Source organism: Antarctobacter jejuensis (assembly GCF_052266595.1).
GTDB classification, from domain to species: domain Bacteria; phylum Pseudomonadota; class Alphaproteobacteria; order Rhodobacterales; family Rhodobacteraceae; genus Antarctobacter; species Antarctobacter jejuensis.
The window spans coordinates 1-20,903 of record NZ_JBQQXJ010000023.1; the positions used below are offsets into that span (position 1 = coordinate 1).

Below are 20,903 nucleotides of genomic sequence, written 5' to 3' on the forward strand. Positions count from 1 at the left end.
ACGGCTGGCCATGGAGGGTGGAATCGGGGTATTCGCGCCCTCAGGCGCGAATGTCCCGGGAGCCACAGGCAGAAAACAGAAAAGGCCGCCCCAGAAACCGGGGCGGCCTTTTTGCGTCAGGCTGCGGACGCCCGGCGGGCAAAGCTCCGCGAAAAGCGTGTTTTCCAAGGATGAATCGGGTCAAACGCCTTGTCACCCCAAGGTTCAGCAGCTATACGCGCGCAACGGCCATAGGGTCGTTCAAGGCGGGGTGATTCCCCGCCTTTTGGGTTCGATGAGGGTGCGCGGTGGTCGTGGGTCCTCCTCTCAACTCCAACATCGTGAATAAGGCTGTTCAATGAACCAGAACATCCGTATCCGGCTCAAGGCGTTCGATTATCGCGTGCTCGATGCCAGCACCCAGGAAATCGTCAATACCGCCAAGCGCACCGGCGCAACGGTCCGCGGTCCCATCCCGCTGCCGAACAAGATCGAGAAATACACCGTTCTGCGCGGTCCGCACGTCAACAAGAAGTCGCGTGACCAGTTCGAGATCCGGACGCACAAGCGTCTGCTCGACATCGTCGATCCGACCCCGCAGACCGTGGATGCCCTGATGAAGCTCGACCTCGCCGCCGGCGTTGACGTCGAGATCAAGGTATAAGGGGGGATGTCTGAAATGCGCTCTGGAGTGATCGCAAAGAAGATCGGCATGACCCGTCTTTTCCTTGAAGATGGCAAGCAGGTCCCCGTCACCGTGCTGCAACTCGACAACCTGCAGGTTGTTGCGCAGCGCACCAATGACCAGCACGGCTACACCGCCGTCCAGCTGGGCGCAGGCACCGCAAAAGCCAAGCGCGTCAGCCAGGCGATGCGCGGCCACTTTGCCGTGGCCAACGTTGCGCCCAAGCGCAAGGTCGCCGAGTTCCGCGTGTCGCCGGACAACCTGATCGGAGTGGGCGAGGAAATCATCGCCGACCATTACTTCGAAGGTCAGTTCGTGGACGTCAGCGGCATCACCATCGGTAAAGGTTTTGCCGGCGGCATGAAGCGTCACAACTTCGGCGGTTTGCGCGCCACGCACGGCGTGTCGATCAGCCACCGTTCGCACGGCTCGACCGGTCAGTGTCAGAACCCCGGCAAGGTGTTCAAGGGCAAGAAGATGGCCGGCCACATGGGTGCGGTTCGCGTCACCACGCAGAACCTGCAGGTGGTCAAGACCGACAGCGATCGTGGCATCATCATGATCAAGGGCGCCGTTCCGGGCCCGAAGGGATCCTGGGTGACCGTCAAGGACGCCGTGAAGAAACCCTTCCCGGAAAACGCGATCCTTCCCGCCGCGCTGATGAGCGCCAAGCGTGAAGCGATGAAAGCCGCCGAGGAAGCCGCAGCCGCAGCCGCAGCAGAAGCCGAAGCCGAAGCCAAGCGTCTGGCCGAAGAGCAGGCCGCCGCAGAAGCTCAGGCGCTGAAGGCAGCCGAAGCTGAAATCGAAGCCGAGAAGAAGGAAGGCGACGAATGAAACTCGACGTGATCAATCTCGACGGCTCTGCAGCTGGTGAGGTCGAGCTGGACGAGGCGCTTTTCGGTCTCGAGCCGCGCGCCGACATCCTGCACCGTGTGGTCCGCTGGCAGCGCAACAAGGCGCAGGCCGGTACGCACAAGGTCAAGACCCGCTCGGAAGTCAGCTATTCGACCAAGAAGATCTACCGCCAGAAGGGCACCGGTGGCGCACGCCACGGCTCGCGCAAGGCGCCGATCTTCCGCAAGGGTGGTATCTACAAGGGCCCGACCCCGCGTAGCCACGCCCATGACCTGCCCAAGAAGGTCCGCAAGCTGGGCCTGATGCACGCCCTGTCGTCCAAGGTGAAGGACGGCTCGCTGGTTGTGATCGCCAACGCCGAGTGCGATGGCAAGACCAACACGCTGGCCAAGCAGGTGTCGAACCTGGGCTGGAAGCGCGCGCTGATCATCGATGGCGCCGCGGTCAACGAAAACTTTGCCCGCGCAGCGGCCAACATCGACGGTCTCGATGTGCTGCCGAGCATGGGCGCAAACGTCTATGACATCCTCAAGCGCGACACGCTCGTGCTGACCAAGGCGGGTGTCGAAGCACTGGAGGCCCGTCTGAAATGAGCGCGAAAGCAGAACACTACGACGTGGTTCGCAAACCGATCATCACCGAGAAATCCACCATGGCGTCCGAGAACGGCGCTGTGGTCTTCGAAGTGGCGATCGACGCGGCCAAGCCGCAGATCAAGGAGGCCGTCGAGGCGCTCTTTGGTGTCAAGGTGAAGGCGGTCAACACCACCATCACCAAAGGCAAGGTCAAGCGCTTCCGCGGCGGTCTGGGCAAGCGCCGGGACGTCAAGAAGGCCTATGTGACGCTCGAAGAGGGCAACACGATCGACGTGAACACCGGTCTGTGAGTGTGATGCCGGGCTGAAGCCCGGCCTACGGAAATTGGAGAGGCCCTCGCAGCGATGCGGGGGCCTTTTCGGTTTGGGGTGTCCACGCGTGGACAGCTTAGGGGGAATGCAGGATCAAGGGGTTACGGGGACGAATTTACGGACTCTTCATGCTTTGTGTGGTTTGAGAGAGCGTCTAGGGGTGACAATATGGAGCGGTGTGGCCCCCCCCCATTGGAGCCTCTCGGAGAATAAACGTGAAGCTTCGAGGCTCGGCTTGAACAGATACTCTGTCACTATTAGACCCGCCAAAGGCATTGAAAGGAATTTTCAGAATGAGATTGAAATTGAATGCGGCCCGACTTTGGTCGCAGGTCATCGAGGCGTCGCACAGCGAACTTTTTGATTTCGAGTACCTGCGCCGGCAGGGCCAAAAATTTGGAGAAATTTCTGACGGAACATATTCCGGAGGCGGAGATGGATGGGAGACGATCGACAAGGCCGTTTGTCGATTTGAACAGGCCAGTGAACTTCCGGGAAAGTGTTGGGGTTTTGATCTTCCTCTGCTTTTCACGCCGGAAAACTGGAACCAACGTGTTGTTGCCTTGGTCTTTCAGGATCCCAAGCGAGTGCCGGAGAAGGATGAGTTAGGTTTTTCCATCGCAACACCATGGGGATTTTCGAGCCCGCGAATTCGATCACATGGGATTGCACGCAAGATCTGGCCCAGTGTCGAGGGGCTGTGCTCCATTGGGTATGGTGTTTACCTGACCGATGCCTGGAAACTCTTTTTCGCCAAAGGCAGCGGGCCTAAATCAAAGTCGACACAAATGGCCGAGCGGTGTGCAATTACCGATGAGATGGACACTCTTAACCCGGAACTGGTCTGTACATTCGGACGCGCCGCAGAACGTGGACTTAATAGGGCGACGTACACCGGCAAGCGTTTGTATTTGCCTCACCCAAACGCACGGGGAAACACCTTGCGAGATTTCTATGGGACCTGCACGGGGAAGTATGATGTCATCGGCGAGGCGACCTTGAACAGGATCAAGCAAGATTTGCCGCGCTAGGCACTTGGGGGAGGTTAGCAAATTGTATCGGGCCTGTTTGCACCGCATCAGCCACTTGACCCCACGCCCCTCCTCCCGTAACAGACCCCATCCGCAGCGGCCCCGGATTCGTCCGGGGCTTTGCTTATTCGCGGAGAGCAAGATTCGGGCACCTGCGGACTTCGGTCGAGGGGCCTATACCACCGGGCACCTGCGGACGCATGTCGAGGGGCCTATACACGCGGCGGGGTGAACCCCGCCCTACATAGCGGTCCTTCGGGATCGCGTTAGCTAACGGAAGACAGAAAGCATGGCACTCAAGTCGTACAAGCCGACGACGCCGGGCCAGCGCGGGCTGGTGCTGATCGACCGTTCGGAGCTGTATAAAGGACGCCCCGTCAAGGCCCTCACCGAAGGTCTGACGAAAAAGGGTGGCCGGAACAACACCGGACGTATCACGGCACGCCGCCGCGGCGGTGGCGCAAAGCGTCTCTACCGGATCGTCGATTTCAAGCGGAACAAATTCGATGTCAACGGCATCGTGGTCCGCATCGAATATGACCCCAACCGTACCGCATTCATCGCCCTCATCCAGTATGACGATGGCGAGCAGGCCTATGTCCTGGCGCCGCAGCGTCTGGGTATCGGCGACAAGATCGTGTCGTCCGCCAAGGCCGACATCAAGCCCGGTAACTGCATGCCCTTCAGCGGCATGCCGATCGGTACCATCGTTCACAACATCGAGCTGAAGCCCGGCAAGGGTGGCCAGATCGCACGCGCCGCGGGCACCTATGCCCAGTTCGTCGGCCGTGACGGTGGTTACGCCCAGATCCGCCTCAGCTCGGGCGAATTGCGCATGGTCCGTCAGGAATGCCTGGCCACGGTTGGCGCGGTCTCGAACCCCGACAACTCGAACCAGAACCTCGGCAAGGCCGGCCGGGTCCGCCACATGGGCAAGCGCCCCTCCGTCCGCGGTGTCGTCATGAACCCGATCGACCACCCGCACGGTGGTGGTGAAGGTCGTACCTCGGGTGGTCGTCACCCGGTGACGCCATGGGGCAAGCCGACCAAAGGCAAGCGCACCCGCAACACCAACAAGGCGTCGCAGAAGCTGATCATCCGCTCGCGTCACGCCAAGAAGAAGGGGCGGTAATCCATGTCGCGTTCCGTCTGGAAAGGTCCGTTCGTCGACTCTTATGTCCTGAAGAAGGCAGAGAAGTCGCGCGAGTCGGGTCGTAACGAAGTCATCAAGATCTGGTCGCGCCGCTCGACGATCCTGCCCCAGTTCGTGGGTCTGACGTTTGGCGTCTACAACGGCCAGAAGCACATCCCGGTCAACGTGTCCGAGGACATGATTGGTCAGAAGTTCGGCGAATACGCACCGACCCGTACCTACTACGGTCACGCCGCCGACAAGAAAGCGAAGAGGAAGTAAGCCATGGGCAAGGATAAGAATCCCCGCCGCGTGGCGGACAACGAAGCGATGGCCAAGCTGCGCATGCTGCGCACCTCGCCGCAGAAGCTGAACCTCGTCGCCGCGCTGATCCGTGGCAAGAAGGTGGACAAGGCCCTCACGGACCTGACCTTCTCGAAAAAGCGGATCGCGATCGACGTGAAGAAGTGCCTGCAGTCGGCGATTGCCAACGCAGAGAACAACCACGGTCTGGACGTCGATGAACTGGTGGTTGCCGAGGCCTATGTCGGCAAGAACCTGGTCATGAAGCGCGGTCGCCCGCGGGCGCGTGGCCGGTTTGGCCGGATCAACAAGCCGTTCAGCGAACTGACCATCAAAGTGCGTCAAGTTGAGGAGCAAGCCTGATGGGTAACAAGACCAATCCGATCGGCATGCGCCTGCAGGTGAACCGCACCTGGGACAGCCGCTGGTACGCCGACACCAAGGACTATGGGGATCTGCTGCTCGAGGATCTGAAGATCCGCGACTTCATCTTCAATGAGTACAAGAACCCGCCGAAGCAGGCCGGCATCAGCCGCGTGATCATCGAACGTCCGCACAAGAAGTGCCGCGTCACGGTGCACACCGCGCGTCCGGGCGTCATCATCGGCAAGAAGGGTGCGGACATCGAGGTGCTGCGCAAGAAGCTCTCGTCGATGACCGACTCGGAACTGCACCTCAACATCGTCGAGGTTCGCAAGCCCGAGCTGGACGCACAGCTGGTCGGCGAGTCCATCGCCCAGCAGCTGGAGCGCCGTGTCTCCTTCCGCCGCGCGATGAAGCGGGCCGTGCAGAACGCCATGCGCATGGGCGCCCAGGGTATCCGGGTGAACGTCGCTGGCCGTCTGGGTGGCGCGGAAATCGCACGGACCGAATGGTATCGTGAGGGCCGCGTGCCGCTGCACACTCTGCGTGCGGACATCGACTATGCCGGTGTCGAGGCGACCACGCCTTATGGCATCATCGGCATCAAGGTCTGGATCTTCAAGGGCGAGATCATGGAACATGATCCACAGGCCCGTGATCGCAAGGCCCAGGAAATCCAGGACGGCCCGGCCCCTCGTGGCGCCGGCGGCGGCCGCCGGGATGATCGGAGGTAACCATGCTTCAGCCAAAGCGCACTAAATTCCGGAAGATGTTCAAAGGCCGCATCAAGGGTGAGGCCAAGGGCGGTTCGGATCTGAACTTCGGTACCTACGGTCTGAAGGCTCTGGAGCCCGAGCGCGTAACCGCGCGCCAGATCGAAGCAGCCCGTCGTGCCATGACGCGTCACATGAAGCGTCAGGGCCGCGTCTGGATCCGCATCTTCCCGGACACCCCGGTGACGGCCAAGCCCATCGAAGTTCGTATGGGTAAGGGTAAGGGTTCGGTGGATCGCTGGACCTGCAAGGTCAAGCCGGGCCGCGTGATGTTCGAGATCGACGGCGTGGGTGAGGATATCGCCCGTGAAGCGCTGCGTCTTGCAGCCATGAAGCTGCCGATCAAGACCCGCGTGGTTGTCCGCGAGGACTGGTAACGCCGCGCCCTGCTTGGCAGGGTGACGGATGCGCCACCAAGGCCGATCCCAGGATTGGCTATGACGGCGCAGGATGGAAAAAGAGAGCCCCCGGCGCGAAAGCGGTGGGGGCTTTCGCGTCCGGGCCATGGTTTCGGGCGAAATGACAAGGAGATTTGCGAGAGTTTTGTGCGCAGCACGCAACTGTGGTAAGTCTTTCCAATTCGAATATCTTGCGGGGGTAATTGATGCCCGACACGGTCTATCAGAGAACACGTTCTTTCTACTGGCACCCGGCGCGCTGGCGGCGGGCGATCGAAAACCAGGTCCCTCGGAAGGCTGTTCGCGACTGGGTCAACCGGCTCCGCTTTGGCGATGCCGTGCCACCCAGCGATGCCGCGATTTTTGTCGATCTGGCGGATGTCGCTCACATCTACGACAAGCCGCGGGGCCGGGATGAGTTGCGCCGTCGCGACAGCGCCCGCGTTCTGGCGGGTGACTGGGATCTTGCGCGCAGACCGGTTGGCGAGGACAGTCGTTTCATCAGCTGTCGGATGCGGTTCCAAGAGGGCGCCGACTGGGAAGAGACGCCGAAGTTCCGGCAAATGGTCGCGGAGCTTGCACGAGGGTTGCGGCCCGACGGGTGCGCAGACGTGAACGACGTACGGGCGCGGTATGCGGCGCTTGACCGGGTGTACGAGGAAATCCGGGCGCGGGGGCGTTTGCTCTTGCGCGAGGAGTTGCCCGAATGTTTCCGGCGGGAACACGGTGGCATCCTGGTTCACATTGCCCGCGATGGGGTCTTGTTGCGCTCTGGTGGCGGCGGGCACCGGTTTGCGATTGTCCGTCTGCTGGGGCTGCCGGAAATCCCAGTTCAGATTGGTGCGATCCACATCGACGCGTTGCGCAACGGACACGTTGCCCGGCTGCGACGACAGCCGAGCCTGACCTGAGCGCCGGACGGTCAGCCGGGAAAGATCTGCGCCATCGCGCCGTCAAACCGCGCCCATGTCATGGTCGCCTTGTTGCCGGCGTACCCCTCATAATAGGACTTGCCCGAGGGCAGGGGGAGGCCGGCCCAGATCTTGGCCAGCCGGTACATGAAACTGCGGCGTGTGATCTCGCCGCGTTTGAAGGCAAGCAATCCGGCCTCGGCCAACAGTTGGTCCGCAAGTTGATCCTGCAGCGCGGGGCTAAAGACCGCCCGGCGGCTGACGCGCTGATCGGAGACGAGGCGGCGCAGCGTGGCGGGGATGAACTGATAGCGGCCGATGGCATGCGGCTGTCCCGGCGTGGCGTCGATCCAGTCATAGATCTCTTGCACGGTCATCTGGGTCGGGGGCTTGGGCGGTTTCACGCGGGCGCCGCCATTGACCTCATCATAGCCTTTGCGGCCCGCCTCTGCCTGGGCGATCAGGTCGCGGATCTTGGCGGCCTGGCTGTTGCCCCGGAGGATGTTCGGTGCGGGCGAGGCCGGTTCGTCCGGGGTGCGTTCCGGCAGCGGGGCAAAGAAACTATGCCGTTGGCCACCGCCAAAGAGGCTGCCGCCGTGGGCGGGGGTGATGGGCGCAGAGCGTGTGGTCACGAAGGGTGTACGCCCCGAGGTGTCCCCCGCAGGGGCAAAGAGCGAGGCGGATTGCGCGGGCAGGCGCGCGGGCAGGACCAGCAGGCACAGCAGGATCAGGCAGCGTATCGGGAACATTCTGTTCTCATCTTCCATTCGCGCCGGACTTTGCCTGCCAGAGGTTGAGATTCCATTGCCCCGCGCCCGGCGGCGCGGTAAAGCGCGGCCATGTCACAGATCCGTTCGCTGTTCGCCACCCGCCTGTATCACGCCAAACTCTCGGAATTCGATCCACAGATCGATCCGTCAGAGCTGGAGTCGTCCTGCTATTCCATCGCCGAGGATGACGAAGCCGGGCAGGAGTGGTGCGAGAGCGAGGGCTATCCCGGCTACACCTCTTATGCCTCGCTGACGGACCTGCCGTGGCGCTTTCCGATCTTTGCCGAGCTGGTGAAAGCGCTGGACCGGCACGTGGCCGCCTTTGCACAGGATCTGGAGTTCGACCTTGGGGACAAGGCGCTGGTGCTGGAGGATATCTGGATCAACATCCTGCCCGAGGGCGGCACCCATTCCAGCCATATCCACCCGCATTCGGTGATCTCTGGGACGACCTATGTGGCGATGCCAGAGGGGGCCTCGGCGTTGAAGCTGGAGGACCCGAGGCTGGCGATGATGATGGCCGCACCCACCCGCAAGAAGGGGTGCCGCGAGGAGTTGCGCAGCTTTGTCTACCTTGCGCCCGAGGTGGGCGACGTGGCGCTGTGGGAAAGCTGGCTGCGGCATGAGGTGCCGATGAACATGGCCGAGGACAACCGGGTTTCGGTCAGTTTCAACTACAAGTGGGAGTGAGCCTGCTCCCCCGTCGTGCTGCCGTGTTTTCAGGCGGTTACGCGCCGGATCCTGCCTGACACCCGACGATATCCTCAATCTGCGAGAAATTGCGACATGATTCCGGTGGTGAAGCGCCGGGATTCTTTACCGCCGTCGGAGAGCATGTGACCCGAGGCGAACCAAGGGGGCCACATGGAAATGCAAACGAATTCAGCCGCGATGACGCATGTCCCGCGCAGTCAAGACATGACCGCAGGATCCGGATCGCGCGGGAAATCCGCACAATCGGTGGGGCATCAGGCCAAGGGGCTGGTTGCGGCGCGATGCTGGGGGACGCATGACTGTCGATCCCAGGGCGCCACCGCATCGGGCATCGCACGCGGCATCGAAACCGGGCAGGGCGCGGTCGAGGCGCTGTATGTCAATGTCTCCTACACCGTGGTGGCGACCTCTCTGACGATGGCAGCAGGCGAAAGCGGCGCGGCAGAGGTGGCCCCGGTGGCCAGCGGATCCGACCCCGAGACAACCGAGATTGCTGTGTCGCCAGAGGTCGCGCCGACCGTGGTGCCGACGGATGAAGTGGCCGATGGGCCGGAGGATGTGCCGGAGGAGGGGGGCAACACGGGGTATGTGTCGGGCGGTGCGGCCTCTGCATATTATCTTCAGGCGCAGGTCAGCTATATGTCCGCCAGCATCGCGCTGGAACTGCTGCGCTGAGCGGTGTGATGCGCGGTGATCGGTCAGACACCGCCTGCGGCGCGCTGATCGACGGGGGATTTCCGGGCGGCCAGTGTCTGGGCGATCCGCGCCCGCAGGGTGCTTGCCGGGATAGGCTTTGCCAGCACCAGATCGACGGCATCCAGATCGGACCTGTCCTGCAGGTTGGCCAGTCCGGTCAGCAGGATCGTCGCCGTATCGGGTGAGGTGGCCTTGACCCGGTTGGCAATGTCGACACCGGTGGAGTCGCCGGGGATGAAGTTGTCCAGCAGGGCAAGGTCGAACTGCGTTGCCTCGATGGCTTCCAGCGCCTCGGCGGCATTGCGCGCCGCAGTGACCCTGAAGCCCCAGCTTTTGAGATTGCGCTGGACCAGTGCGCGCAGTGCATTTTCGTCCTCGAGAAGGAGAATGTGCACGGCGTTCGAATGCAGCGGGATCGAGGCGGCGTCCTGCCGCGTGCCGGTGTCTACATGCAGCGAGACCGGGAAATCGAGGTGAACCTCTGTCCCGTGCCCTTCCTGGGATTCAATTGCAAGGTCGCCGCCCAGCTGCCGCATGAAACCTGCGGCCATCGACAGGCCAAGCCCGGACCCGCTGGCGCGCGGCTTGGTGGTGAAAAACGGGTCTGTCACGCGGGCCAGGATCTGCGGCGCGATGCCCGCTCCGTCATCGCGGATCGACAGGCGGATCATCGTGGGATGCGCGGCCCGATCGCCATTGCCTGTCCCCGGAGGCGTCCAGCGTTCGGCGCGAATCTCGATCTGGCCGCCTTCGCGGACGGCATCGCGGGCGTTGATCAGGATGTTGATGATGACCGACTGCAGCTTGTCCTTGTCGGCAAAAATCGGCAGCGGATCGTCGTCCCGGGTCACGGTCATCGTGGCCTTTTGCAGCAGGGTCCGCTCGAACAGCGTCGCGGCGCGGGTGATTTCCTCACCAAGGTCCAGCGCCACCGGGCGGATCGCCGCCTTTTGCGCGAAGTTGAGCAGGCTCTGGGTCAGCGCGCCGCCGCGCCGGGCCGCCGTGACGATTTCCTCCAGGAACTCTCCGGTCTCGGCCAGCGGGACACCGGCCTGCAGCATTTCGGCATTGCCCATGACGATGGCAAGGATGTTGTTGAAATCATGGGCGACTCCGGCGGTCAACTCACCCAGGGCCTCCAGCCGTCCGGCCTGTGCGCGGCGTTCTTCCGCAAGTCGGGTTTCGGTGACATCGAGGCTGCTGCCAAGCCCCCGGACGATCTGGCCGTCCTCGTCGCGGTCGGGGGCGACCACCTCGCGGATGTAGCCAATGCTGTGATCCGGTCGGTAAAAGCGGTATTCCATCTCGATGGTTTCGCCCTGCATGAGCCGGCCATAAGCCTCGCGGATCAGGTTCCGGTCATCGGGGTAGATCATCGTCATCTCACCGCCCAGCCCGGTCACGGTCTTGATGAAATCCGGGGGTGATTGGCCAAAGATCGCGGCATGGCGGGTCGAGCAGACCTCGACCGTAGAGGAGCGGACATTGAACACGAAATAGCCCAGCTGTGCGATGCGGGCGGCCTGTTCCAACATCACCTCATGCGGCTTGGCGTCACGGCCTATCTGTGTGTAAAGGGCATCGTCGTCCCTAGGCGCCTGATCCGTCATGCCTGCCCTTGTTTCTGTCGGCTTTGCACGCGCAGTATATTGAGCCGTTGCTGATCCAATCAAGTTGCCAAACCGTGTCAGTCCTGAACGGGATTTTGGGTGTTGCTTTGACCCGGTTTTGGGCCTATACGGCGCGCTCATCCACGGACTCCACCGGAATCAGGGTGACCCTGCGTGCCTGCAGGCAGGGGCCTACCGGTGATGTTGTATAAAGAGGAGAGGCGCATGAACGCCCACGAACTCCGTGACAAGACCCCGGACGAACTCCGGGATCAGCTTGTCCAATTGAAGAAGGAGGCCTTCAACCTCCGTTTCCAGGCGGCCACCGGCCAGATGGAAAACACTTCGCGTATGCGTCAGGTCCGCCGTGACGTGGCCCGCGTGAAGACTGTCCTGAATGAAAAAGCCGCTGCTGCGGCCTCGACTGCGGAGGCGTAACGCATGCCCAAGCGTATCCTGCAAGGCACCGTGACCTCCACGGCCAACAAGCAGACGGTGACCGTCCAGATCGTTCGCCGCTTCAAGCACCCGGTTCTTCAGAAGACGATCAAGAAGTCCAAGAAGTACCGCGCCCACGACGAACACGAGCAGTTCAATGTCGGCGACAGCGTGCGCATCATCGAATGCGCGCCCAAGTCGAAAACCAAACGCTGGGAGGTTCTGGTCGATCAGCCCGCAGAGGCCTGAGACCGGACTTTTCCGCTTTGATCGAAACCCGGGGGCCAACAACAGAACAGCCTCCGAAGGTCGGGAGAAACCATAATGATCCAGATGCAGACCAATCTGGATGTCGCTGACAATTCCGGAGCCCGGAAAGTTCAGTGCATCAAGGTCCTCGGCGGTTCGCACCGTCGCTATGCATCGGTCGGCGATATCATCGTCGTCTCGGTGAAAGAGGCCATTCCGCGCGGCCGCGTGAAAAAGGGTGACGTCCGCAAGGCTGTCGTCGTGCGCACCGCCAAGGAAGTTCGCCGTGAAGACGGCACCTCGATCCGCTTTGACCGCAACGCCGCCGTGATCCTCGGGAACAACGGTGAGCCGGTTGGTACCCGTATTTTCGGGCCGGTCGTGCGTGAGCTGCGTGCCAAGAACTTCATGAAGATCATCTCGCTCGCCCCGGAGGTGCTGTAAGATGGCTGCCAAGCTGAAAAAGGGTGACAAGGTCATGGTCCTGTCCGGCAAGGACAAGGGCAAGACCGGACAGATCACCACTGTCATGCCGAAAGAAGGCAAGGCGATTGTCGAAGGTGTGAACATCGCGATCCGTCACACCCGCCAGAGCCAGACGAGCCAGGGCGGCCGCATGCCGAAGGCCCTGCCGGTCGATATCAGCAACCTTGCGTTCGTCGATGCCAACGGCAAGCCGACCCGCGTGGGTTTCCGCATGGAAGGCGACAAGAAAGTCCGCTTTGCCAAGACCACGGGGGACGTGATCGATGCTTGATACCGCGACCTACACACCGCGCCTGAAGGCCGAATACAACGGCAAGATCAAGGCGGCGATGAAAGAGCAGTTCGCCTACAAGAACGACATGCAGATCCCGCGTCTGGAAAAAATCGTTCTGAACATCGGCTGCGGCGCCGAGGCGGTCCGTGACTCCAAGAAGGCCAAATCGGCCATCGAGGACCTGACCAAGATCGCCGGCCAGCAGGCCGTCGGCACCAAGGCCAAGCATTCCCACGCGCCGTTCCGTCTGCGCGAAGGCATGATCATCGGCGCCAAGGTCACCCTGCGTGACGTGCGTATGTATGAATTCCTTGACCGCCTGGTCACCATCGCGATGCCGCGTATCCGCGACTTCCGTGGTGTGAAGGCAGCTTTTGACGGCCGCGGCAACTTTGCCACCGGTCTGAAAGAGCACATCGTGTTCCCCGAGATCGAGTTCGACAAGGTCGACGAAGTCTGGGGCATGGACATCATCATCACCACCAACGCCAAGGATTTTGGCGAGCACACCGCTGACGAGCAGGCGAAAGCCCTGCTGGCTCAGTTCAACATGCCGTTCACCAAGGCGTAAAAGGAGCAAGACATGGCGAAAAAATCCATGATCGAGCGCGAGAAGAAGCGCGAGCGCCTGGTGGCCCGGTATGCCGCCAAGCGCGCTGAACTGAAAGAAATCGCGACCGACGAATCGAAGTCGATGGAAGAGCGTTTCAAGGCACGGCTCAAGCTGGCCAAACTGCCGCGCAATTCCTCGCCCACACGGCTGCACAATCGTTGCCAGCTGACGGGTCGTCCGCACGCTTACTATCGTAAGCTTAAGATCAGCCGGATCATGCTGCGCGAGCTTGGCTCGAACGGCAAGTTGCCCGGCGTCGTGAAATCGAGCTGGTAAGGGAGGGTATCTAGATGAACGATCCTATCGGCGATATGCTCACCCGGATCCGCAACGCGCAGATGCGCGGCAAGTCCACCGTTTCCACGCCGGCCTCCAAGCTGCGCGCCTGGGTTCTGGACGTGCTGGCGGACGAAGGCTACATCCGCGGCTATGAAAAGGGCACCGGCACCGACGGTCACCCGACGCTGGAAATCAGCCTGAAATACTTCGATGGCACTCCTGTCATTCGCGAGGTCAAGCGGGTTTCGAAGCCCGGCCGCCGCGTCTACATGAGCGTCAAGGACATCCCGCAGGTCCGTCAGGGCCTGGGCGTGTCGATTGTCTCCACCCCCAAGGGTGTGATGTCGGACGCAAACGCACGCGCAGCCAACGTCGGCGGCGAAGTGCTTTGCACCGTGTTCTAAGGAGGCCTGAAACATGTCTCGTATTGGTAAGAAGCCGGTCGAACTGCCCTCGGGCGTGTCCGCCAGCATCTCGGGCCAGACCATCGAAGTGAAGGGTCCGAAAGGCACCCAGAGCTTTACGGCCACCGACGATGTGACGATCACTGTCGAAGACAACGCCGTCACCGTCACGCCGCGCGGCAAATCCAAGCGCGCGCTGCAGCAGTGGGGGATGTCGCGGACTGTCGTGGCGAACCTGGTGCACGGTGTGCAGAACACCTTCAAGAAGGAACTCGAAATTCAGGGCGTCGGTTACCGTGCTCAGCTGGCAGGCAAGGTCCTGAAGCTGAACCTCGGCCTGTCGCACGACGTGAACTTCGAAATTCCCGACGGCATCACCGTCACCTGCCCGAAGCCCACCGAGATCATCGTCGAGGGGCACGACAATCAGCAGGTGGGCCAGGTCGCGGCCAATATCCGCGACTGGCGTCGGCCGGAGCCGTACAAGGGGAAGGGTATCCGCTATAAGGGCGAGTACATCTTCCTCAAGGAAGGCAAGAAGAAGTAAGGATCGGGAACATGGCAAACAACAAACGTCAACTGTTCCTCAAGCGCCGTCTGCGCGTCCGGAACAAACTTCGCAAGGTGAATGCAGGCCGCGTGCGGCTCAGCGTGCACCGTTCGAACAAGAACATCTCGGTCCAGCTGATCGACGACGTGGCAGGCCGTACTCTGGCCGCTGCATCCTCGCTCGAGCCGAGCCTGGGTGTTGTTGGAAAGAACAACGTGGAAGCCGCAGCCAAGGTGGGGTCGGCCATTGCCGAGCGCGCCAAGGCAGCCGGTGTCGAAGAAGCTTACTTCGACCGTGGCGGTTTCCTCTTCCACGGCAAGGTGAAAGCCCTGGCCGACGCCGCCCGCGAAGGTGGCCTGAAGATCTAAGGATCCAAGTAAGGTGTGCCCTCCGGGCGCACCTTCTTTTGCAGGCGGAAACGCCTCGATGATCGAGGGGCCGTAACGGCCGACTGCGATTGAGACAATTCGGTGCTCTTGGGCACCACGAGATAAAGGAATGCCTGATGGCAGAACGTGATAACAACCGTGGCGGTGGCCGCGGCCGCCGCGAAGAGCAGGCGCCCGAGTTCGCCGATCGCCTTGTCGCGATCAACCGTGTGTCCAAGACCGTCAAAGGCGGTAAGCGTTTTGGCTTTGCCGCGCTTGTCGTTGTCGGCGACCAGAAGGGCCGCGTTGGTTTTGGCAAGGGTAAGGCCAAGGAGGTCCCCGAGGCCATCCGCAAGGCGACCGAGCAAGCCAAGCGCAAGATGATCCGCGTTCCCCTGAAAGAGGGCCGCACCCTGCACCACGACGCCAAGGGCCATGCTGGCGCCGGCAAGATCGTGATGCGGACCGCGCCTCAGGGTACCGGTATCATCGCCGGTGGTCCGATGCGTGCCGTGTTCGAGATGCTGGGCATCCAGGACGTCGTCGCCAAGTCGACCGGTTCGCAGAACCCCTACGCGATGATCCACGCCACGCTTGACGCGCTGCGTAACCAGCAGTCGCCGCGTAACGTGGCGCAGCGTCGCGGCAAGAAAGTGGCAGACATCCTGCCCAAGCGTGACGAAGCCCCGGCAGCCGAAGCCGCCGCGACCGAGGAGGCCTGATCCATGGCAAAGACCATCGTCGTCAAGCAGATCGGCTCGCCGATCCGCCGCCCGGAAATCCAGCGCAAGACGCTGATCGGCCTGGGCCTGAACAAGATGCACAAGACCCGTGAGCTGGAGGATACACCTTCGGTCCGCGGCATGATCCGCAAGATCCCGCATCTGGTCGAGATCGTCGAAGAGCGCGGCTGAACCGCCCTCACGACCGTGAATTCGAGAAAAGCCCCCGGCCCTGCCGCGGGGCTTTTTTCGTGCGCTGATGCGTGGCGATGGTTCGCAGATGCACATGAGGTTTCGAAAAGTTCAATTTGTCGCAAGCGTTTGGCGCGCTACTCTTTCGGACAGGTTCAACGATGGAGCGCAAGCCATGACCCTCAACCGCCGCACTTTCCTGTCCACCGCCGCCGCCGCAGGCACCATCACGGTGCTGCCCTTTGCGGGCCGCGCCGGGCGGCATCTGCCAAACGAGTTCAAGACCTCTCAGGGCACGCTGCTGGTGCATCCCGTGCACCACGCCTCTATCGTGATGGAAACGCCGATCGGAACACTTTACGTGGACCCGGTTGGCGAGGCTTCGGAATATGCCGATCACCCCGAGGCCGACCTTATCCTGATCACGCACCAGCACGGCGATCACTACAACGCCGACGTGCTGAACGCGATCAAGGGTGAGAACACCCAGATGCTGACCAACCCGGCGGTGTTCGACATGCTGCCGGAAGAGTTGAAGGCCAACACGAAGACGCTGGCCAATGGCGACAGCGCCAGCCTGACCGGCCTGCAGGTGGATGCGATCCCGGCCCACAACCTGACTGCGGACCGCATGAATTTTCACCCCAAGGGGCGCGACAACGGTTATGTGCTGACGATGGACGATTTCCGTGTCTACGTCTCGGGCGACACCGAGGACGTGCCTGAAATGCGCGCGCTCGAAGGTATCAACCTGGCCTTTGTCTGCATGAACCTGCCCTTTACCATGGACGCGGCGACGGCGGCGGATGCGGTGCGCGAGTTCAAACCGGATTTCGTCTATCCCTATCACTATCGCGGCCGCGACGGCGGAACGCAGGATCCGGCGATGTTCGCCGAGATGGTGGGCGATATGTCCACGGTGAAGATGGGCGACTGGTACAAACCCGGCGAACTGGGCTGATCCTGTACCGATAGACGAAGCAGCGAGAAGGGCGGCCCGGGCCGCCCTTTTTCAATGCCCCTCCCAGCGCAGCATGTAGCGGATCGCCATATCCAGTCCCTCCGCCGGTCCGCGCAGGGGCGGCTTGCCCCAAGGCTCAACGGCTGTGTAGGCCGGGGGTGTCCAGCCGGTGAAACCCTTGGACGGGATCGGTGCCGGTCCCCGTGGCCAGCCCGACTCCGATCACAAGGAAGAACCCCGCCGCCGCGCCGGCAGCTGCGCCACCAAGATCAGGACCAATGATAGCAGGAGGCTGGAAGGGGATTTCATCCCTTATCCTAACTGGATCGGCGAATTGGGTCAGGACCGGAATACCCGCCCCTTGCCAGCCTTGCCGTCGGCGCGCAGGATGGTGTGGGGAGGACAGACAATGCTGGATATCGCGGGGTTCGACCTCAACAGCATCGGGCCGGAGTTCATCGAAAACCCGCATCCGGTGCTGCACCGGTTGCGCGCCCAGGACCCGGTGCATCGCAACATGGATGGGTCTGTCTACCTGACGCGCCATGACGATTGCCTGAAGGTCTATCAGAGCCGCGACATGCTGTCGGACAAGACCGAGGCCTTTGGCGAGAAATTCGGGCGCTGCCCGCTGTACACCCATCACACGACCTCGCTGATATTCAACGACCCGCCGTATCACACTGTGGTGCGCAAGCTGATCGCAGGGGCCTTTACCCCGCGCAAGCTGGCCGAGTTCGAGCCGCTGATCGAAGAGATCGTGGACCGGCTGCTGGACCGGGTCGAGGATCTGGGAGAACTGGACCTGATCGAGGATTTCGCCAAGGTCCTGCCGACCGAGATCATTTCCTTCATGTTGGGCATCCCAGAGGAATACCGGTCCAGGCTGCGGGGCTATTCGCTGTCGATCCTTGGCGCGCTGGACCCGGTGGTGCCGCCAGAACGGCTGGCCGCGGGCAACGCCGCGGTCGCGGAATTCGGTGAGGTCCTGAACGATCTGATCAACCACCGCCGCGCCAACCGCGACGGCGCGCATCAGGGCGAGGTTCTGGAGGCGTTGATCTTTGGCGAGCATGAAGGACGGCGGTTGACGCAGGAAGAGTTAATCCAGAACTGCATTTTCCTGCTGAACGCCGGACACGAGACGACAACCAGTTTTGTCGGCAATTCGGTCGGCCTGTTGCTGGACAACCCGGACCAACACCGGTTGCTGATGGAGGACCCCGCCCTGATCAATGGCGCGGTCGAGGAAAGCCTGCGCGTCGAAAGCCCCCTGCAGATCGGCAATCGCCTTGCCGGAGAGGACATCGAATTGTCGACCGGGGTGCTGCCCAAGGGGACCTATATCCACACCTCGATCGCGGCGGCAAACCGCGATCCGGAGGTCTTTCCGGACCCCGACCGGGTGGACATCACGCGCAGGCCCAACCGGCATATCGCCTTCATCACCGGCATCCACGTCTGCCTTGGCGCGACGCTGGCCCGGGTCGAAGGCCGGATCGCACTTGGCAAATTCGTAGAGCGGTTCCCGAAGCTGGCCGACAACGGGCCGCGCACGCGGGTGCCGCTGGCGCGGTTCCGGGGCTATGCCACCTTGCCGGTGCGCGTGCGATGAGCGACGCGCCGCAGGTCGATCTGGACCCCGCCGCGCTGACCGCAGACCCCTATCCGATCCTGTCACGCCTACAGGCGGAGACACCGATTGCCCATGTCCCGCAGCTGGGCGCGACGCTGATCACCCGGCGCGATGTGATCTACACACAGGAAAAGCGCATCGATGTCTTTTCCTCGCATCAGCCGCAGGGGCTGATGACGCGGCTGATGGGGGAAAACATGATGCGTAAGGACGGTGAGGCGCATGCCGCCGAGCGCCGCGCCACCTTTCCCGCCTTCAGCCCGCGTACGGTTCGGGACCGCTGGCTGAGCCGGTTTCGCGCCTCTGCAGAAGAGATCTTGGCAGAGGTGCAGCCGAAAGGGCGCTGCGATCTGGTGCGAGACTATGCCATGCGCCTGTCAGGAGAGGCGCTGCGCGTCATCACCGGGGTGCAGGGGCTGAGCTGGCAAGAGATCGACGCCACCAGTCAGGCGATGATCGACGGGATCGCCAATTACACCGGCGATCCGGGGATCGAGGCACGTTGTCAGGCGGCCACGGCACGGATCGACGCGGCCATCGAGTCGCAACAGGACGATCCGCCGGAGTTGTCCCTGCTGGATGTGCAACTGAAGGCAGGTCTGCCCATGGCCTCCATCAAGGCCAATATCAAGCTGGCGATTTCCGGAGGTCAGAACGAGCCGCGCGATGTCATTGCCGGCTGCGTATGGGCGCTGCTGACGCATCCCGAACAACGTGCGCTGATCCGCGAGGGCGCGGCAAGCTGGCGCAATGCCTTCGAGGAGTACGCCCGCTGGATCGCTCCCATCGGCATGAGCCCGCGCGAGGTGGCGCGGCGGGACGTGGTAGAGGGCGTGCGTTTCGATCCCGGTGACCGGGTGTTCCTGATGTTCGGCATCGGAAATCGCGATCTGCGGGTCTTTGACCGGCCAGAGGTCTTCGACATTTTGCGGGACACCGGGCCCAGCCTGGCCTTTGGCGCCGGGCCGCATTTCTGCGCCGGGGCGGCGGCCTCCCGCGCCCTGATCGCCGAGGTGGCGCTGCCCCTTTTGTTCGAGGCGCTGCCGGGACTGAAGCTGAACGGAGAGGTGGCCTTTACCGGTTGGGCCTTCCGGGGGCCAAAGGCGGTGCCGGTGACCTGGTAGGACACCGACCCGCATCGCCGGGCCCTGGTTTCTTCTCTTTGAAAATACCGCCGGGGGTGAATGGACCGCAGGTCCAGAGGGGGCAGCGCCCCCTCCTGCCACGTGTTGTGACTCAGGCCGCCTTGCGACGGTTCTTGCTGCGGCGCGGGCGCCCGGACTTGGCCGCGCCCTCCTGACGGAAACCACCGCCGCCGCCACCGCCGCCATTGCGTCGGCCACGACCGCCGCCGCCGCCACCACCGCGAGACGGCTTCTTCTCGCCTTCCCATTCCTCGCCGCTGGCCACCGCGATGTCGCGGCCCATCAGCTTTTGAATGGCGCGGAATTCGCCCATTTCCGTCGGTGCGCAATAGGCCACGGCGGTGCCGTCACGGCCCGCGCGGGCGGTCCGCCCGATGCGGTGGACATAGTTGTCGGCCACGTTGGGCAGGTCATAGTTGTAGACATAGCGGACAGAGGGGATGTCGATCCCGCGCGCCGCCACGTCCGTGGCCACCAGCACCGTCAATTCGCCTTGGCGGAAGGCGCTGAGGGCGCGGTCGCGCTGGCCCTGGCTCTTGTTGCCGTGAATGGAACCGGCGGCAAAGCCTTTGGCCTCGAGGTGCTTCTTGAGCTTCTCGGCACCGTGCTTGGTGCGCGAAAAGACCAGCGCGGCCTCGGTCCGGTGTTTGTCCAGATGATCCACCAGCATCGACGTCTTGTGCGCCTGTTCGACGAAGTGCACGCTCTGATCGATTTTTTCGATTGGCTTGCCGGGGGGCGATGCCTCGATCCGGATCGGATCCTTGAGGTAGGCGCTGGCGATTTCGGCCATCTGTTTCGGCATGGTGGCCGAGAACAGCATGGTCTGACGCTGAGCGGGCAGCAGCTTGGCGATCTGGCGCAGGGCATGGATGAACCCGAGGTCCAGCATCTGGTCCGCTTCGTCCAGCACAAGGAATTCCGTCTGGTCAAGGTGAACGGCCTTGCGTTCCAGCAGGTCGATCAACCGGCCCGGGGTGGCGACCAGCAGGTCGGTGCCCTTGGTCAGCCGTTGCGCCTGACCGTTCAGCGACGCGCCGCCAACCACAAGGGTGACGCGCACGTGGGTGCCTTCAGCATAGGCGCGCAGGTTGTCGAGGATCTGCTTGGCCAGTTCGCGCGTGGGCGCAAGGATCAGGCCGCGCGCCGATTTGGGCGCGGCGCGGCCCTGCATCCGCATCAGGGCGGTCAGCAGCGGCAGGCCAAAGGCGGCGGTCTTGCCGGTGCCGGTCTGGGCAAGGCCCATCACGTCGCGGCCGTTCATGGCGTGCGGGATGGCCTGTGTCTGGATCGGTGTGGGATTGGTGATGTTTAGTGCGGCCAGGTTGGCCGAGAGGCGGGGCGGCAGCCCCAGCATGTCGAAATCCAAGAGATATTCCTTGTTGCGCAAAATGCGCGTGATGGCCCGACGCGAGGATCGCGCACGGACGCAATGGGGAACCGCAAACACCAGCCGAGC

30 protein-coding genes are annotated in these 20,903 nt (G+C 62.5%); 27 read left to right on the forward strand and 3 right to left on the reverse strand.

Features of this window, described 5'->3' with window-relative positions:
• Positions 1–337: 337 nt before the first annotated feature.
• The 11 genes from rpsJ to ACTXGA_RS22155 all read left to right on the forward strand — a co-directional run bounded on the left by rpsJ (position 338) and on the right by ACTXGA_RS22155 (position 7,337).
• On the forward strand, positions 338–643 hold the full coding sequence (gene rpsJ, locus ACTXGA_RS22105) for a 30S ribosomal protein S10 (protein ID WP_023849092.1): 306 nt from the start codon (positions 338–340) through the stop codon (positions 641–643).
• 15 nt (positions 644–658) lie between these two features.
• Positions 659–1,498, forward strand: coding sequence for a 50S ribosomal protein L3 (gene rplC / locus ACTXGA_RS22110; RefSeq protein ID WP_443396890.1), 840 nt, complete (start codon positions 659–661; stop codon positions 1,496–1,498).
• Positions 1,495–2,112: a 50S ribosomal protein L4 gene (gene rplD / locus ACTXGA_RS22115; protein WP_443396891.1), complete on the forward strand. Its 618-nt coding sequence runs from the start codon at positions 1,495–1,497 to the stop codon at positions 2,110–2,112. The genes rplC and rplD overlap by 4 nt, the downstream gene beginning before the upstream one ends.
• Positions 2,109–2,405: a 50S ribosomal protein L23 gene (locus ACTXGA_RS22120; RefSeq protein ID WP_443396892.1), complete on the forward strand. Its 297-nt coding sequence runs from the start codon at positions 2,109–2,111 to the stop codon at positions 2,403–2,405. The genes rplD and ACTXGA_RS22120 overlap by 4 nt, the downstream gene beginning before the upstream one ends.
• A gap of 314 nt (positions 2,406–2,719) precedes the next feature.
• Positions 2,720–3,457: a hypothetical protein gene (locus tag ACTXGA_RS22125; RefSeq protein ID WP_443396893.1), complete on the forward strand. Its 738-nt coding sequence runs from the start codon at positions 2,720–2,722 to the stop codon at positions 3,455–3,457.
• Between the two features lie 289 nt (positions 3,458–3,746).
• A complete protein-coding gene (rplB, locus tag ACTXGA_RS22130) occupies positions 3,747–4,589 on the forward strand; it encodes a 50S ribosomal protein L2 (protein WP_443396894.1) in 843 nt (280 codons plus the stop codon).
• Between the two features lie 3 nt (positions 4,590–4,592).
• Complete coding sequence (gene rpsS, locus ACTXGA_RS22135) at positions 4,593–4,871, forward strand: 30S ribosomal protein S19 (RefSeq protein ID WP_068315468.1); 279 nt, start codon at positions 4,593–4,595, stop codon at positions 4,869–4,871.
• Between the two features lie 3 nt (positions 4,872–4,874).
• Positions 4,875–5,255, forward strand: coding sequence for a 50S ribosomal protein L22 (gene rplV / locus ACTXGA_RS22140; protein ID WP_443396895.1), 381 nt, complete (start codon positions 4,875–4,877; stop codon positions 5,253–5,255).
• A complete protein-coding gene (gene rpsC / locus ACTXGA_RS22145; protein WP_443396896.1) occupies positions 5,255–5,989 on the forward strand; it encodes a 30S ribosomal protein S3 in 735 nt (244 codons plus the stop codon). Before rplV ends, rpsC begins: the two co-directional genes overlap by 1 nt.
• Before the next feature lie 2 nt (positions 5,990–5,991).
• Positions 5,992–6,405, forward strand: coding sequence for a 50S ribosomal protein L16 (rplP, locus tag ACTXGA_RS22150; RefSeq protein WP_443396897.1), 414 nt, complete (start codon positions 5,992–5,994; stop codon positions 6,403–6,405).
• A 227-nt stretch (positions 6,406–6,632) separates the two neighbouring features.
• Positions 6,633–7,337: a hypothetical protein gene (locus ACTXGA_RS22155; protein WP_443396898.1), complete on the forward strand. Its 705-nt coding sequence runs from the start codon at positions 6,633–6,635 to the stop codon at positions 7,335–7,337.
• A gap of 11 nt (positions 7,338–7,348) precedes the next feature.
• Here ACTXGA_RS22155 and ACTXGA_RS22160 read toward each other — a convergent pair whose 3' ends face one another.
• Positions 7,349–8,086, reverse strand: coding sequence for a lysozyme family protein (locus ACTXGA_RS22160; RefSeq protein WP_443396899.1), 738 nt, complete (start codon positions 8,084–8,086; stop codon positions 7,349–7,351).
• 90 nt (positions 8,087–8,176) lie between these two features.
• Here ACTXGA_RS22160 and ACTXGA_RS22165 point away from each other — a divergent pair, with 90 nt between their 5' ends.
• Positions 8,177–8,797 (forward strand): 2OG-Fe(II) oxygenase family protein, encoded by a 621-nt coding sequence (locus ACTXGA_RS22165; protein ID WP_443396900.1) that lies wholly within the window; start codon positions 8,177–8,179, stop codon positions 8,795–8,797.
• Between the two features lie 228 nt (positions 8,798–9,025).
• Entirely contained in the window at positions 9,026–9,496 is a 471-nt protein-coding gene (locus ACTXGA_RS22170; protein WP_443396901.1) for a hypothetical protein, read from the forward strand.
• A gap of 23 nt (positions 9,497–9,519) precedes the next feature.
• On the opposite strand, the gene ACTXGA_RS22175 is transcribed toward ACTXGA_RS22170, so the two are convergent.
• Positions 9,520–11,127, reverse strand: a complete 1,608-nt coding sequence (locus ACTXGA_RS22175; RefSeq protein ID WP_443396902.1) for an ATP-binding response regulator — start codon at positions 11,125–11,127, stop codon at positions 9,520–9,522.
• A 225-nt stretch (positions 11,128–11,352) separates the two neighbouring features.
• Here ACTXGA_RS22175 and rpmC point away from each other — a divergent pair, with 225 nt between their 5' ends.
• From rpmC to ACTXGA_RS22245, 14 genes are all read left to right on the forward strand, one after another.
• A complete protein-coding gene (gene rpmC / locus ACTXGA_RS22180) occupies positions 11,353–11,565 on the forward strand; it encodes a 50S ribosomal protein L29 (protein ID WP_443396903.1) in 213 nt (70 codons plus the stop codon).
• A 3-nt stretch (positions 11,566–11,568) separates the two neighbouring features.
• Positions 11,569–11,814, forward strand: coding sequence for a 30S ribosomal protein S17 (rpsQ, locus tag ACTXGA_RS22185; protein WP_443396904.1), 246 nt, complete (start codon positions 11,569–11,571; stop codon positions 11,812–11,814).
• A gap of 75 nt (positions 11,815–11,889) precedes the next feature.
• Positions 11,890–12,258 (forward strand): 50S ribosomal protein L14, encoded by a 369-nt coding sequence (gene rplN / locus ACTXGA_RS22190; protein WP_219517617.1) that lies wholly within the window; start codon positions 11,890–11,892, stop codon positions 12,256–12,258.
• A gap of 1 nt (position 12,259) precedes the next feature.
• Positions 12,260–12,571 (forward strand): 50S ribosomal protein L24, encoded by a 312-nt coding sequence (rplX, locus tag ACTXGA_RS22195; protein WP_443396905.1) that lies wholly within the window; start codon positions 12,260–12,262, stop codon positions 12,569–12,571.
• Positions 12,564–13,145, forward strand: a complete 582-nt coding sequence (gene rplE, locus ACTXGA_RS22200) for a 50S ribosomal protein L5 (RefSeq protein WP_443396906.1) — start codon at positions 12,564–12,566, stop codon at positions 13,143–13,145. Before rplX ends, rplE begins: the two co-directional genes overlap by 8 nt.
• A gap of 12 nt (positions 13,146–13,157) precedes the next feature.
• Positions 13,158–13,463, forward strand: a complete 306-nt coding sequence (gene rpsN / locus ACTXGA_RS22205) for a 30S ribosomal protein S14 (RefSeq protein WP_443396907.1) — start codon at positions 13,158–13,160, stop codon at positions 13,461–13,463.
• 14 nt (positions 13,464–13,477) lie between these two features.
• A complete protein-coding gene (rpsH, locus tag ACTXGA_RS22210) occupies positions 13,478–13,870 on the forward strand; it encodes a 30S ribosomal protein S8 (RefSeq protein ID WP_443396908.1) in 393 nt (130 codons plus the stop codon).
• Positions 13,871–13,883: 13 nt separating this feature from the next.
• Positions 13,884–14,417: a 50S ribosomal protein L6 gene (gene rplF / locus ACTXGA_RS22215; RefSeq protein ID WP_443396909.1), complete on the forward strand. Its 534-nt coding sequence runs from the start codon at positions 13,884–13,886 to the stop codon at positions 14,415–14,417.
• A gap of 11 nt (positions 14,418–14,428) precedes the next feature.
• Positions 14,429–14,788 (forward strand): 50S ribosomal protein L18, encoded by a 360-nt coding sequence (gene rplR, locus ACTXGA_RS22220; protein ID WP_443396910.1) that lies wholly within the window; start codon positions 14,429–14,431, stop codon positions 14,786–14,788.
• A gap of 137 nt (positions 14,789–14,925) precedes the next feature.
• Complete coding sequence (gene rpsE, locus ACTXGA_RS22225) at positions 14,926–15,510, forward strand: 30S ribosomal protein S5 (RefSeq protein WP_443396911.1); 585 nt, start codon at positions 14,926–14,928, stop codon at positions 15,508–15,510.
• 3 nt (positions 15,511–15,513) lie between these two features.
• A complete protein-coding gene (rpmD, locus tag ACTXGA_RS22230) occupies positions 15,514–15,702 on the forward strand; it encodes a 50S ribosomal protein L30 (RefSeq protein WP_443396912.1) in 189 nt (62 codons plus the stop codon).
• A gap of 175 nt (positions 15,703–15,877) precedes the next feature.
• Entirely contained in the window at positions 15,878–16,663 is a 786-nt protein-coding gene (locus ACTXGA_RS22235; RefSeq protein ID WP_443396913.1) for an MBL fold metallo-hydrolase, read from the forward strand.
• 409 nt (positions 16,664–17,072) lie between these two features.
• Positions 17,073–18,278: a cytochrome P450 gene (locus tag ACTXGA_RS22240; RefSeq protein WP_443396914.1), complete on the forward strand. Its 1,206-nt coding sequence runs from the start codon at positions 17,073–17,075 to the stop codon at positions 18,276–18,278.
• Positions 18,275–19,423: a cytochrome P450 gene (locus ACTXGA_RS22245; RefSeq protein WP_443396915.1), complete on the forward strand. Its 1,149-nt coding sequence runs from the start codon at positions 18,275–18,277 to the stop codon at positions 19,421–19,423. The genes ACTXGA_RS22240 and ACTXGA_RS22245 overlap by 4 nt, the downstream gene beginning before the upstream one ends.
• Positions 19,424–19,535: 112 nt before the next feature.
• Here ACTXGA_RS22245 and ACTXGA_RS22250 read toward each other — a convergent pair whose 3' ends face one another.
• Positions 19,536–20,813: a DEAD/DEAH box helicase gene (locus ACTXGA_RS22250; RefSeq protein WP_443396916.1), complete on the reverse strand. Its 1,278-nt coding sequence runs from the start codon at positions 20,811–20,813 to the stop codon at positions 19,536–19,538.
• Between the last annotated feature and the right edge of the window lie 90 nt (positions 20,814–20,903).

Coding starts and splice junctions, on each gene's coding strand:
- rpsJ (WP_023849092.1), top strand. CDS start 338: ATGAACCAGAACATCCGTATCCGGCTCAAGGCGTTCGATTATCGCGTG.
- rplC (WP_443396890.1), top strand. CDS start 659: ATGCGCTCTGGAGTGATCGCAAAGAAGATCGGCATGACCCGTCTTTTC.
- rplD (WP_443396891.1), top strand. CDS start 1,495: ATGAAACTCGACGTGATCAATCTCGACGGCTCTGCAGCTGGTGAGGTC.
- ACTXGA_RS22120 (WP_443396892.1), top strand. CDS start 2,109: ATGAGCGCGAAAGCAGAACACTACGACGTGGTTCGCAAACCGATCATC.
- ACTXGA_RS22125 (WP_443396893.1), top strand. CDS start 2,720: ATGAGATTGAAATTGAATGCGGCCCGACTTTGGTCGCAGGTCATCGAG.
- rplB (WP_443396894.1), top strand. CDS start 3,747: ATGGCACTCAAGTCGTACAAGCCGACGACGCCGGGCCAGCGCGGGCTG.
- rpsS (WP_068315468.1), top strand. CDS start 4,593: ATGTCGCGTTCCGTCTGGAAAGGTCCGTTCGTCGACTCTTATGTCCTG.
- rplV (WP_443396895.1), top strand. CDS start 4,875: ATGGGCAAGGATAAGAATCCCCGCCGCGTGGCGGACAACGAAGCGATG.
- rpsC (WP_443396896.1), top strand. CDS start 5,255: ATGGGTAACAAGACCAATCCGATCGGCATGCGCCTGCAGGTGAACCGC.
- rplP (WP_443396897.1), top strand. CDS start 5,992: ATGCTTCAGCCAAAGCGCACTAAATTCCGGAAGATGTTCAAAGGCCGC.
- ACTXGA_RS22155 (WP_443396898.1), top strand. CDS start 6,633: ATGCCCGACACGGTCTATCAGAGAACACGTTCTTTCTACTGGCACCCG.
- ACTXGA_RS22160 (WP_443396899.1), bottom strand. CDS start 8,086: ATGTTCCCGATACGCTGCCTGATCCTGCTGTGCCTGCTGGTCCTGCCC.
- ACTXGA_RS22165 (WP_443396900.1), top strand. CDS start 8,177: ATGTCACAGATCCGTTCGCTGTTCGCCACCCGCCTGTATCACGCCAAA.
- ACTXGA_RS22170 (WP_443396901.1), top strand. CDS start 9,026: ATGACCGCAGGATCCGGATCGCGCGGGAAATCCGCACAATCGGTGGGG.
- ACTXGA_RS22175 (WP_443396902.1), bottom strand. CDS start 11,127: ATGACGGATCAGGCGCCTAGGGACGACGATGCCCTTTACACACAGATA.
- rpmC (WP_443396903.1), top strand. CDS start 11,353: ATGAACGCCCACGAACTCCGTGACAAGACCCCGGACGAACTCCGGGAT.
- rpsQ (WP_443396904.1), top strand. CDS start 11,569: ATGCCCAAGCGTATCCTGCAAGGCACCGTGACCTCCACGGCCAACAAG.
- rplN (WP_219517617.1), top strand. CDS start 11,890: ATGATCCAGATGCAGACCAATCTGGATGTCGCTGACAATTCCGGAGCC.
- rplX (WP_443396905.1), top strand. CDS start 12,260: ATGGCTGCCAAGCTGAAAAAGGGTGACAAGGTCATGGTCCTGTCCGGC.
- rplE (WP_443396906.1), top strand. CDS start 12,564: ATGCTTGATACCGCGACCTACACACCGCGCCTGAAGGCCGAATACAAC.
- rpsN (WP_443396907.1), top strand. CDS start 13,158: ATGGCGAAAAAATCCATGATCGAGCGCGAGAAGAAGCGCGAGCGCCTG.
- rpsH (WP_443396908.1), top strand. CDS start 13,478: ATGAACGATCCTATCGGCGATATGCTCACCCGGATCCGCAACGCGCAG.
- rplF (WP_443396909.1), top strand. CDS start 13,884: ATGTCTCGTATTGGTAAGAAGCCGGTCGAACTGCCCTCGGGCGTGTCC.
- rplR (WP_443396910.1), top strand. CDS start 14,429: ATGGCAAACAACAAACGTCAACTGTTCCTCAAGCGCCGTCTGCGCGTC.
- rpsE (WP_443396911.1), top strand. CDS start 14,926: ATGGCAGAACGTGATAACAACCGTGGCGGTGGCCGCGGCCGCCGCGAA.
- rpmD (WP_443396912.1), top strand. CDS start 15,514: ATGGCAAAGACCATCGTCGTCAAGCAGATCGGCTCGCCGATCCGCCGC.
- ACTXGA_RS22235 (WP_443396913.1), top strand. CDS start 15,878: ATGACCCTCAACCGCCGCACTTTCCTGTCCACCGCCGCCGCCGCAGGC.
- ACTXGA_RS22240 (WP_443396914.1), top strand. CDS start 17,073: ATGCTGGATATCGCGGGGTTCGACCTCAACAGCATCGGGCCGGAGTTC.
- ACTXGA_RS22245 (WP_443396915.1), top strand. CDS start 18,275: ATGAGCGACGCGCCGCAGGTCGATCTGGACCCCGCCGCGCTGACCGCA.